The organism is Putridiphycobacter roseus (assembly GCF_003234935.1).
GTDB classification, from domain to species: Bacteria; Bacteroidota; Bacteroidia; order Flavobacteriales_D; family Crocinitomicaceae; genus Putridiphycobacter; species Putridiphycobacter roseus.
Genome location: NZ_QKSB01000006.1, coordinates 183,960 through 196,387 on the forward strand (window position 1 = coordinate 183,960; position 12,428 = coordinate 196,387).

Annotated in this window: 7 protein-coding genes; all 7 read right to left on the reverse strand. The window is 33.7% G+C overall.

What is annotated here, in order from left to right; all coding sequences use genetic code 11:
- Positions 1 to 2 precede the first annotated feature (2 nt).
- Entirely contained in the window at positions 3 to 734 is a 732-nt protein-coding gene (gldF, locus tag DNU06_RS11350) for a gliding motility-associated ABC transporter permease subunit GldF (protein ID WP_111063454.1), read from the reverse strand.
- Between the two features lie 114 nt (positions 735 to 848).
- On the reverse strand, positions 849 to 3,542 hold the full coding sequence (locus tag DNU06_RS18150) for an OmpA family protein (protein WP_158526882.1): 2,694 nt from the start codon (positions 3,540 to 3,542) through the stop codon (positions 849 to 851).
- Between the two features lie 73 nt (positions 3,543 to 3,615).
- Positions 3,616 to 6,000, reverse strand: a complete 2,385-nt coding sequence (locus DNU06_RS11360; RefSeq protein ID WP_111063456.1) for a CAP domain-containing protein — start codon at positions 5,998 to 6,000, stop codon at positions 3,616 to 3,618.
- Positions 5,997 to 6,497 (reverse strand): hypothetical protein, encoded by a 501-nt coding sequence (locus tag DNU06_RS11365; RefSeq protein WP_111063457.1) that lies wholly within the window; start codon positions 6,495 to 6,497, stop codon positions 5,997 to 5,999. Before DNU06_RS11365 ends, DNU06_RS11360 begins: the two co-directional genes overlap by 4 nt.
- An 87-nt stretch (positions 6,498 to 6,584) precedes the next feature.
- Positions 6,585 to 8,819 carry a phosphoribosylformylglycinamidine synthase subunit PurL gene (gene purL, locus DNU06_RS11370; RefSeq protein WP_111063458.1) on the reverse strand — a complete coding sequence of 745 codons (2,235 nt, stop codon included), beginning with the start codon at positions 8,817 to 8,819 and terminating at the stop codon, positions 6,585 to 6,587.
- Between the two features lie 476 nt (positions 8,820 to 9,295).
- On the reverse strand, positions 9,296 to 10,999 hold the full coding sequence (gene menD, locus DNU06_RS11375; RefSeq protein WP_111063459.1) for a 2-succinyl-5-enolpyruvyl-6-hydroxy-3-cyclohexene-1-carboxylic-acid synthase: 1,704 nt from the start codon (positions 10,997 to 10,999) through the stop codon (positions 9,296 to 9,298).
- Complete coding sequence (locus tag DNU06_RS11380; RefSeq protein ID WP_111063460.1) at positions 10,999 to 12,225, reverse strand: metallophosphoesterase; 1,227 nt, start codon at positions 12,223 to 12,225, stop codon at positions 10,999 to 11,001. Before DNU06_RS11380 ends, menD begins: the two co-directional genes overlap by 1 nt.
- Between the last annotated feature and the right edge of the window lie 203 nt (positions 12,226 to 12,428).

Below are 12,428 nucleotides of genomic sequence, written 5' to 3' on the forward strand. Positions count from 1 at the left end.
TTTTACCATTTTCTAGATTGTAATACAAGTTTAGTAGCTAAAATAAATACCACGATACAGGATATAAAATAGACCAAGTCTGACAAGACCAAAACGCCTTTTTGAATGGCAGTAAAATGAGTCAACACGCCTAAATTTCTAATAAAATAGTCCGCTCCGCCAAATTGGCTATAAGTAGCCAAGATATCAAACCCAAGATAAATAAACCAGGTTAAAAAAACGGCCAAAATTAAAGCAACAATTTGATTTTCAGTTAAACTAGAAACAAATATACCAATAGACACAAATACCCCTCCGACTAAAATTAAGCCAATGTAGGAAGATATAGTTACCCCATCATCAATATTCCCAACGGGATTACCTAAAAAATGAATAGAAATATAATATATAATAGTAGGTAAAACTGCAATTATCACCAAGGTTAAACCCGCAAAATATTTCGCTAGGATAATCTGCATATCCGTTAGGGGCCTTGTGTATAATAGCTCTATAGTACCAGTTCTCTTTTCTTCAGAAAAGGAACGCATAGTAATCGCAGGTATTAATATTAAAAAGATGATAGGGGCAATAGTAAAATAGGACACCAAATCTGCTGTTCCTCCTTCTAAAATGTTTGTTCCAAAGGAAAACACCCATAAAAACAAACTATTTAAAATAAGAAATGTACCAATAACAGCATAGCCGATTAAGGAACCTAAAAAACCACGAATTTCTTTTAAATACAAAGCTTTCATTTCTTCAAATATTAAGAAACCAAAGGTAGAAGAATTCGCTTAAAATTCATACTAAAAATACTTAAAATCTAAATCGATTTACTGTACTGTTGGAAAATTGATTTAAAGTAAAAACTATCGCTTAACAATTGTAAAATCTACGCGTCTATTTTCTTGACGTCCTTTTGGATTATCTTTTCCATTCGATAGGGTATTTGCCGCTTTTGGTAATTTTTCACCATTGCTATTTACTCCCTGGATTTGATCGTCTGAAATTCCCTTTAACTTTAAATAATCATACACTGCTTTCGCTCGTTTTTCCGATAACCTTAAATTGTAAGCTGCAGCGCCAAAAGAATCTGTATTCCCTTCTAATACAATCACAAATCCTTTATTTGCTTTTAATATTGCAATATTATTATTGATAATGACCTTCGCTGCTGCCGACAAATAGTATTTGTCAAAAGAAAAGTAAACTGGTTTAATAGTACCCAAAGCACCTGTTTCAACAGGATTATTGTCTATCGTATTTTGTCCTGCAATAGCTTCAAGCTGTTTGCTATCGTCTGAATTATTTGTATGCTTAGCATTATTGCTGTTCTTTTGAATCGAATCCGTTAAAGCAGTATTATTATGTGCAAATTCGTCTGCGCGTACTGTATCCTCAACATAAAATTCCGGTATTATCTTAGTCGTTTCTAATGTGAACTCAGGCTCTTCTTTTTCATGCATGATGTAACTCACTACTTTTACAACCTCTAAAGGTTTAAAATCGTATTTCAATAAACTAGTCGTCCTTCCTTTTACTACTTCATTGTTAATATACCATTCATAAAAAACTCTACGATCATTAGGTAAATTATACAATTCTGCTTGTAACACATTTACTTTTCCAGTGGTTGGATTTATATTGTCGACCAATTCTATTTCTGGAACTTCGATATAATTGCTAGCATATATACTATTTTCATCATAAACATAAATAGCTCTTTCCGATATAGTTTTAAATTCTTCCTTGGTTAATTGATCTTCTATACTTGCTTCCACTCTTACAACATGCACCCCTGTATCTTTAAAGGTGTAATTAATCATGGTATCCCCCTCTTGGTGGTACACGCCATCAATATACCATTTATAAGTTGCAGTTTTTGGGTAATTCAAATTAGCAACATGTGTCTGCATTGCTATGGACTCTCCCTTTCTCTGCTTTCTTTCAAGGTCTATATTCAAAAATAAGAGACCTTCTTCAGCTACCTCAATAGTTTTATTGACACATTCCATTTCATAGGTGTCTAATTTCCTATCATATCCATAGATCTGTGCTGTCACTTCATGTTTTCCTGCAGATGTAAAGACATAATTTAAAACAACATGATCAAACTTAAGCACCTCACCATCTACTCGCCAAAAAGTATTTCTAATTTTTGCGTCTTTAAATTTAGTCCTAGAAACATCCAAAATAACTAGTTGATCTTTGACAGGTTCACTCAACAAGTCCATAGAAACGTTATTCTCTGGATTGGTCAAAGCCAAATCACAATCAAAAGTTGGATATGGTTTTTTGGTAAACATATAAATATCCATGGCGCCAAAACCACCACCTCTGTTTGAGGATAAAAAACCTGTCTCACCATCTTCATTAATCGTAAAGAAAATATCATTTCCTGGTGAATTAATAGGTATTCCCATATTCTCAGGAATTCCCCACTCTCCATTAGTCATAATAGATCGGTAAATATCGTATTGACCAAAACCGCCACTTTTATCAGAAGAAAAGTAAAGGATGTTACCATCTGCACTTAAAAAAGGACTGTCTTCATTGGCTGCTGTATTAATTTTATCACTCAATGGCATTGCTTCTGACCAAGAACCATCTTCTTTTAATTCGACTATGTAGAGATCCAATTGAATTTTTTTATCCGAAGAGCTAAAAATAAAATATTTTTGGTCTGGTGTAAAAACACCATGTGGTTGATAATAACTGCGGTTAATCTGCTCAGGCATTAACTCAGGTTTCCCAATTCCTTCCTGATTTTTAATAGATAGCCATAATTTATTGTCCTTATAAAAAACAATGGTATCTCCACTTGGAGATTTACTCACGACAGAAAAATGTACCCTGTTTAATTTTGCATCATCTACACGCAAAGGCTTAGGCGCACTAGTGTCTGTTTGACTATAACCAGCTTCATAATACTTTAAATCTAAATATTTTCGCTCCTTTTTATTATCCTGATATCTTGCGGTATACATCAACTGCTTCGTATCATTAAAAAAGATGGAACAATATTCGCTCAATTCTGAATTAATATCTGACCCCAAGTTGACGACCTCGATATTCATTAACTCTTTTTCCGCTATGGCTAATTTCGCCAGTTTGCATTCATTAATTTTTAAATCAATGTCGGAGGCCAAAATCTTTTTTGGATTTTTCTTGGTTAAGCCATATTTTTTAAAAAAGGTGTAATTTTCTATCGCTTCTGGATATTGACCTAATAACTTTTCTGTTTCCGCTAAATAAAAATAGGCTAAATATAAGCTATCCTTTTCTCCAAAACTATGGATACTTTTTTCGAAATATTTTTCTGCTTGATCGTAAATCTCTTTATTAATAAGATAAATTCGACCCAACTCATAATTAGCAATTACATTATTGGGATCATTCTCTAAAACATTTCTATATTTTAATATGGAACCATTTATTTTCCCATAAGTATAAAGCTTCTCTGCTTTTTTAAGCTTAAACCAATCATTACCTTGACCAAATAAACTAGGGGATAACAGGATTAAAAACACTAGTAGCGTGAGCGACTTGAGGAGCTTAACCATTATTATATTCCATTTATTTATCAACATACTTCTTGGACAAATGTAATTAAATTTACAAAACATTGATTGTCATTCATGAACTTGTACGACAATTTTCACAAAAAAGTTCCGCCAATTGTTTATACTTTAATATTCTTACGCCCATTTCACGCCATTCAAAAAGTTTACAAAACTCGGAATCACTTACCTGCAGTAGGTTCTTAAAAATATTTAGATTTCTTTTAAACTCATTCTCTTTTTCAAATTCTTTAAAATAATAAGATAGCTTTAAGTATTGCCTGTACAATTTAGGAAACTGTTGTTTTCGTTTTGCGTATCTTTTCAGTAATAACTTAGCTTCATTTAAATATTGATAACGTATAAGATATTGGCTCACAAAGTAAGTTTGAAATTGGTCGAATCGCCCTTTTATTGCCAACTGCACAAGCTTTAAGTTAAATGTTTCCGTTTGGTCGTAATCTAAATCTTCGCTAATAATCTTTAATGCCTGAAGCCAATTTTGTGTTTTCTTCACTTTCAAGCCCGCATACACTTTATCAAAATCAGACACATCAAAAGCATTATTATCTTGAAACAAGTTATACATTAATCGATATTCTAAATAAGTTACCTCATCTTTTATGCCTCCAAAATCATAAATCTTTTTTAACTCAATAGGTGTTATTGGATCATGCTTTACTTTTTGTTTTAGTACCAGTTGGTCCCACATCATCTCTCCCCATTTATCATTCTCAGGAATAGGCACAGCAAGCAAATCTGCAAGCAGAAGACTGTCATTTGTTTTCAATGCTATATTGGCTAAAACCTGGAAGGTCAATGTGGCATTTAGGGTATTTTCTTCCGCCAGTATAGCATACAATTTTTGAATGGTAGGATTCATTAATACCGTGTCTGTAAATTGTTTTTGAAAAACGATTAAAACTTCCGACTGCCTTGACTGGTCCAATAATTCTTTAACCTCTTTATTTTTACTATTTTTATTTGCGAAATTTCTCAACACCAAATCAGAACTATCTGCCCATGATCTTTGTCCCGACAATGCCAAACCAGTTCTAAAATCATCAAAATTTTCATTGTATTCCGTAGAAATATTTAAGCCGGAATAGTTGGCTGCAATAATTTTATTGATAGCCGCAGCACGCCTTAAAATTAAAGCTTTATTACCATTTTTATTACCTTCTATTGAAGCTATTCCTGTAAAGTGTATTTGTTGGATAGCAAATCCCGCCTGGGTAACATTTTGTAACTCTTGGATTAATTCGGTAAAAACTTGTGGGTCTTCATCCACCTTACCACTTTCAAATGGTATTTTCAATAAAATAGAATCCGTCAAAGTGTAACGATTGTCTTGACTTTTAACCGGTTCTTTAATATTAAAGTATTCCCATGGAGTTAAATAATCAGGTTTTACATAAATGATACTATAAACTGCACAAGGTTTTTTCTTTTTAATTAAATGATAATCAATTTGAAAATAGGGATCTTTAAACGCGGGTAATTGACCAACATACACTTTATAAAAAGCTGGATTTTTACTTATATTTTCAAGCTTCATCTTTTTTTTATCCACATTTCCAATATGGTACCCCTCTGCGTATAATTTGGAGGAAAAATTTTCGTCCCCAATACAACTGAATTGTGTTTGGTGTATTACATCTACCGCAATTACACCGTTTTTATTGCCAATATTTTTACGGCTATAATTATACAATGGCACTTGGAATGTTTTACCAAAAAAACCAAATGATTTGGCATTGGATACGCGTTTTAAATTTTCATAATAAATAGAATCATTCGAAAGCGTATACCATCCTACAAATATTTTCTCGTCCAATATTTTTTTATCTGTTTGCTTACAATTTAGACAAGGTTCTTTGTCTTTCACTATTAAATCTGGTCCGGGTATGTAGTCGAATTTTGGTTCAAATGGTTTAGAACTAAAAACCTGACAAGCGTATAAATTACCATCAATGAAGTAAAAACCATGATAAACACCAGTATAATGTTCATTGATCATATTATTGTAATGTCCTTTTGACTTTCGCCAGTTTTCTCCTAGCTTTTCCGCTAACTCTCCATAAGTAAAATCCGTTTTACTATTTTTTACCCAACTCGTTAAAGGAACCATTTGTACGTTTTCACCAACAAAATTAGCATCTCCCCCCATACTAATCAACCTTTCCTTTACAGTTCGATATCCTTTTCTTTGTTGGTGATGCCCAATATATTGATAATACCCCATGTATTTGGCATGGTAACGCGCAGCTTTGGAAAGACTGGGATAATTGGAGAGTGTATCTTTTTTTCTTTTTCCTCTTAATTCATTTGTATAATCAATGAGTAATAAATTGAGCAATTTTTTGTCAATTTTCTCTAAATCAAGAATGGTGTTTTCTCCGTTTACTTGTGCATGAACACAAAGCGACATAAAAATATATAAAACACTTAATATTTTCATTGAATAGGCATTAAACTAGCATGCCAACTATTTTTTAATGGTCCTCGCCAATCCTTAAGTAAGGCAGCTTTAGTACTGATCAAATTATTATATACAATGGTATCCTGTCTAATGGTATCACTTTGAATTTTTGCTTTAAAATTAGCAAAATCAATTAATTCTATTTCATTCGAAGTAGCTTCATAAGCAATGGTCATTCTATCAAAAAAATCACATTCAATAGCTTTACCAATGGCTTGAATTTTTTGCGTTAAACTATCTTTAGAACAACCACTGGCAGTTGCTAACTCTTCGTCTACACCAACGACAATAAACAAGTAATTTAACACCTCAAAACTGGCATTTAAGTTGGTGCCATGTGCCGACCAATTTGGAATAAAATCCTGTAAAGATTCTTGGATAAAAAGTATTTGTTTTTCGTTCAATTTTTGGTTGGCTTGAAAAACCCACACACTGGCACTTTCTGATAAATTAGGGAGTATTTGCGTTGCAGTCATTTTTAAGTTGTCTTTTGTAAAGTATATAAAAATAAAAAGGATTATCGAAACGATAATCCTTTTTATAAACTTTTATTAAAAATTAATTTAATTCTCTAAGGCATTTTCCAAAGCATGATCGTAAATATCTTTCATTTCCGAAACAAATCCGAAATGCTCATCATCCACGCAAATTTTACCTTTTGTTACATGTCCTAATAAAGTATAAGGAACCTTTTGTTTCATCATAGTTTCAAGAAATTCATCTTCCATGTCTTCATTCACGGTAACAACGACTCTACTTTGCGCTTCTCCGAATAAAAATGCATCTTCTCGCACTTCAGAATCCGAAACAATATCAAATCCTAAATCTTTATTCATGGCCATTTCTAAAAGGGAAACAAACAAACCACCATCAGCACAATCGTGCGCAGCGTTAATCAATTCACCTTTAATCAAAGACTTTATTGTTTCCTGAAGGGCAAATTCCTTATCTAAGTTAAAATAAGGCGCTGGTGAAGCTTCAATTCCGTGATAAGAAACTAAATACTCCGAGGAAGAAATATCATTTTTACTTTCACCTACTAAGAAAATTAAATCTCCTTTAGATTTAAAATTCATGGTCATAATTTTATCCTTATCTTCTACTACACCAATCATTCCGATTGTAGGCGTTGGAAAAACAGGTTCTTCTTTACCATCAATTACAGTTTGGTTATAAAAAGATACATTTCCACCAGTTACTGGTGTACCAAACTTTAAACAAGCGGCACTCATTCCCTTAATAGCACCAACAAACTGCCAATAGCATTCTGGGTTATAAGGATTTCCAAAGTTTAAGCAGTTCGTCACTGCACTTGGAATACCACCAGAAACTACAATATTTCTAGCCGCCTCTGAAACTGCAATTTGAGTCCCAATTTCCGGATCAGCATTTACATATCTTGAATTACAATCAACTGTCATTGCTAACGCTCGATTAGAATCTTTAATGTTAGTAATGCCTGCATCTGAAGGATTATTAGTCGTCATGGTTCTTGTACCAACCATGGAATCATACTGTTCGTAAACCCATCTTTTTGAAGCAATATTTGGGTTTTGAATCAACTTAACGGCAACTTCTTTTAAATCACTAGGTTCTTCAACATCATCAATGTTAAACTTTTTGAATTCTTGAAAATATGCTGGTTCTGTGTATTCTCTATGGTAAACTGGTGCTCCACCGCCCAACACTAAAGATTCTGCAGGAACTGTTGCTACCTTTTCACCATTCATAAAATAGTTAATAGTACCACCTTCGGTTACTACACCAATTTCAACAGCATGTAAATCCCATTTTTCAAATATATCTTCTACTATTTTTTCTTTTCCTTTTTCAATCACCACTAACATTCTTTCTTGAGATTCAGATAATAAAATCTCCCAATCTTTCATGTCTGATTGACGGGTAGGCACTTTACTCAAATCAATGTCCATCCCTACATTTCCTGCCGCACTCATTTCACAAGAAGAGCAGGTGATACCTGCAGCTCCCATATCTTGCATTCCTACTACTGCATCTGTTTTAGCTAATTCTAAAGAAGCTTCTAACAATAATTTTTCTTGAAATGGATCTCCAACCTGTACTGAAGGTAAATCATCTGCAGACTCTGCAGTGATATCTTTTGAAGCAAAAGCTGCTCCTGCAATACCATCTTTTCCGGTAGCAGACCCAACAATATAAACAGGATTTCCTGGTCCTGAAGCCGTTGCTGAAATCATTTTCCCTTCCAAAATACCTGCTGAAAATGCATTTACCAATGGATTTGTGTTGTAGCACTTGTCAAACATTAGTTCTCCTCCGATAATTGGAACACCGAAAGAATTACCATAATCACCAATTCCTTTTACCACTCCTTTTACTAACCATTTGGTTCTATCTTTTTCAATTTCACCAAATCGCAAGGAATTTAATTGTGCAATAGGTCGCGCTCCCATGGTAAATATATCTCTATTAATTCCACCAACACCTGTTGCAGCACCTTGATAAGGTTCTAATGCACTAGGGTGATTATGAGATTCTATTTTAAATACACAACCAACACCATCTCCTATATCTACTAAACCAGCATTTTCTTCACCTGCTTTTACCAACATATGTGGACCATCTTTCGGTAATTTTTTTAACCAAGCAATTGAATTCTTATAAGAACAATGTTCCGACCACATTACTGAATACACAGACATTTCTGTGAAATTTGGTGTTCTACCTAAAATTGATTTGATTTGTTCAAATTCTTCTGGCAATAGACCTAAAGTTGTCGCTTGTTCTAGGGTTGCTAATTCTTGGGTATTCTTTTCCATGAGATACTTTAAAATATTTTCCACAAAATTAGTGATAAAATTATCTTATATCTATCATTTTATTAAAAGTTTTTAACGACTTACCAATGTCTATTTAATCCAAAAAGTCAGCTTTTAGGATGCAATTCATAAACAGGAACAAAAGAACACCTTGAAAATAGACGTAAAATGGATAAATACACTCGCATTTATAAAAAAACAAACAGAACTAAAAGTTTAATTATTAAGCAACGACATACATACCACACGCTTTTATCAAAAATTAAGGTAATCAATTAATACCTGATACCAAACAGAATTAGGGTGAAAAAACACTTGCACTTGTTGCTTTGCATAAAATATCCACCTTTTTTACTAAGGAGACTAAATCTAGTTCTTGCAATAGCGGTTAGCTAAGTGTAATGGTGCCAAAGCATTTTTTTCTCTTAAAATCCCCCATAAATAGGCACGGACTTTAAGTTAACGGAATTAACGTATTAATTTTTACTACTAAGCATTTTAAAATAGTCTGAAAGGACAACATGGTTATTCGCCTCTCCGGTGTAAACTTCCATTAATTTAGGCCGAGCATTCTTTTCAATTTGATAAAAATCAAACATGTTTTCTTCCACTTCCTTTAAAGTATATACTTTTTTATAATCAACTTGATAAGCTTCACAAATCCCTTTTGCATTTGCTTGATGTGGTGCAACAAATAATTTATTTTCGTTTGCTCCTCTAGAACCAGGTAAAATATTGAATATCCCCCCACCATTATTATTGATAAGGAAAATCCTTAAATTACCTGGCAAATCACTCACCCACAAACCATTTGAGTCATAAAAAAATGAGATATCCCCTGTAATTAACACCACCAACTGATTCGGGTTTGCAATAGCCATACCGACCGCAGTACTCGTTGACCCGTCAATTCCGCTAACCCCACGATTTCCATAATACTTTAAGCCTTGCACAGGATTAAATAATTGACAATATCGAATAACGGAACTATTGCCCATTTGCAAAGCGCTATCATCTGGAAGGGTATCTAAAAGAAGATCAAACACGGCCAAATCGGAATAAGGCGCATTGAGGATAAAATCCTGATGTTTTTCTATACTTAGTAAATCTTTAGTTTTCCAGAGATTAGCAAAATTAGAATTCGTTGTATCTTCTTGGTTTGACAATACCTTCAAAAAAGTGATGGGCGATATTTGTAAGGTAGCTGTCTTCGATAAAAAAGTATCTTCTTGAATTAGACGATATCCCAAACGCCAATTATGCTTTACTTTTGCTTTTCTTAAAAAGACTTTTATTTTTTTTGAAACAATTGCCCCACCAATTTGCAAAATTAGTTCTGGCTCAAAATTTTCAATTTCTGCTTCACTAATCATGGCTAGTGTTCTATCGATATTGTGACAATATCGTTGAAAGTTTTGAAGATTAGAGGTGTTTTCTACCAAAATAGCGACTGAACGTTGTTCTGCAATTTGATCGATTATAGGCTTCAAATCCTGTCCTTCGTTTAACTGACCAATGATGATTAATTTTCGCTTTGTTTGCCGCCAAATTTCTCCTAATTCATTTATTTTACTTTCCTTTACATTAGGTAAAGGCTTGGGAACATTTACTTTTTTTATTGCCTGTCCTGGATTAAACTCCGCCACATTGTATAGGGGTTCATATAAAGGAACATTCAAATGTACAGGTCCCCTTGGAATACTAGATACACTTTGAATAGCTTCTTCAACAGTAGCAATTACCTCTTCCATTTCTTTTACTGTACTAGCCTGTTCTGGCAATTTAAATTCTGCCTTAATAAAATTATGATAGATTCCATTTTGACGAATACACTGTCCATCACCTTGATCGATTAAAAAGGCTGGGCGATCGGCTGTGATAACTAATAAAGGTACTAGGCGGTAATAAGCCTCTGCAACAGCTGGAGCATAATTAAGTGCAGCCGATCCTGAAGTACAGACTATGGCTACTGGCTTTTTTAATTCATCCGCCATTCCAATAGCCACAAAAGCAGCTACCCGTTCGTCGTGAATAAGGTGTATATTAATATCCGACTGTCGCGCTAAGGCGATAGTAATCGGTGCGTTTCTTGAGCCTGGAGATACAATCACCTCTGAAATATCGTTCTTGGTTAAAATGGCAACCAAATAGGCCACTGATTCTATGTTTGTTGTTTCCATTAAGCGTTATGTTCAAATTCTAAAACTGTAATTTCTGGCCATATACCAATCCTACCAGGGTAGCCTAAAAATCCAAAACCACGATTAATATAAAGTTTTTGATTTTCTAATGCATATAAGCCTGCCCATTTTTTATACCTGTATTGAATTGGACTCCATTTAAATCCATGTGTCTCAATACCCATTTGAGCACCGTGTGTATGCCCACTTAAAGTCAAGTCAATATCTTTAAAATCAACTGTAACTTGCTTGTCCCAATGCGTAGGATCATGAGACAATAATATTTTAAAGGGTGCATCACAACCTTTATACGCTTTCTTTAAGTCTCCAATTTGATGAAATCCTGCACCCCAATTTTCAACTCCAATCACAGCGATTCGCTCCCCTCCTCTTTCTAAATAAATGTGTTCATCCAGCAATAAATTCCAACCTAGTTTTTGATGGATTTTTTTTATCGCTTCAAAATTTTCTTCCCTAGCTTCATTATTTTCCCAATTGTGATAATCGCCATAATCATGATTCCCAAGAATGGAATACACCCCTAAGGGAGCTTTAATTTTATCAAACACTTCATAATAATTATCCATTTCCACTGCTTGTTCATTCACAATATCACCTGTAAAAAAAACCAAATCTGGCTTTTGATCCATGATCATTTTTACGCCTCTTTTTACCGCCTCTTTGTCGTAAAAACTTCCCGAGTGAATATCAGAAATCTGCACTACTTTTAACCCATTAAAAGCTTTAGGGAAATTTTTAAAACTTAATTTTTCTTTATGGATTTTATAACGATACGCCCCACCAATAACAACTCCGGTGGTTAACGCTGTTAACGGAATAGCTGCAGTTAACAAGCCTGCCTTTTGTAAAAAAGCAGAACGATTAATACCTTTATCTGAATGTTCTATTTTCTTTTTTGTAAATAAGCCTAACCTTCTGACATCATCTAGCAAGGCAAATGGCAATAAGACCAATTTTGTAATAAGATTAATGATAAAAACACCGATAAAAATGTTTGCTATCGCTACTGAACTATAATCTCTAACGGTTAAAATTAACAGTAATGAAACGAGTGCCAAGGAGGTCACTCCCAGGTATAAGTACTTTACTATTTTCCTGTATTTTATCTTCGTTTCCTGCCAATAGGAGCGTAACCAAAAATAAATGTACAACTCGATTCCTAAAAAAACGAGTAAGATGATGATAAAGCTTATTGGTGAATTCATGGTTTAATTTGAAATGCAAAATTAATCAATAGTCCATACAATTAAAGCTTAAATGATTTTTTTTGAAGTAAAATATTATCATTTTCATACAAGTAAAAAGTATAGGTTCCTTTAGCCCACCCAAGTACTGACAAGTATATGGGGTATGTAAGGTTTCCAGTATGCACCGGCGTATTTTTTAAAAGGACTTGTACTACTTCATT

Bases quoted from the DNA above. Each gene is read 5' to 3' on its own strand.
- gldF (WP_111063454.1), bottom strand. From the start codon at position 734: ATGAAAGCTTTGTATTTAAAAGAAATTCGTGGTTTTTTAGGTTCCTTA.
- DNU06_RS18150 (WP_158526882.1), bottom strand. From the start codon at position 3,542: ATGGTTAAGCTCCTCAAGTCGCTCACGCTACTAGTGTTTTTAATCCTG.
- DNU06_RS11360 (WP_111063456.1), bottom strand. From the start codon at position 6,000: ATGAAAATATTAAGTGTTTTATATATTTTTATGTCGCTTTGTGTTCAT.
- DNU06_RS11365 (WP_111063457.1), bottom strand. From the start codon at position 6,497: ATGACTGCAACGCAAATACTCCCTAATTTATCAGAAAGTGCCAGTGTG.
- purL (WP_111063458.1), bottom strand. From the start codon at position 8,819: ATGGAAAAGAATACCCAAGAATTAGCAACCCTAGAACAAGCGACAACT.
- menD (WP_111063459.1), bottom strand. From the start codon at position 10,999: ATGGAAACAACAAACATAGAATCAGTGGCCTATTTGGTTGCCATTTTA.
- DNU06_RS11380 (WP_111063460.1), bottom strand. From the start codon at position 12,225: ATGAATTCACCAATAAGCTTTATCATCATCTTACTCGTTTTTTTAGGA.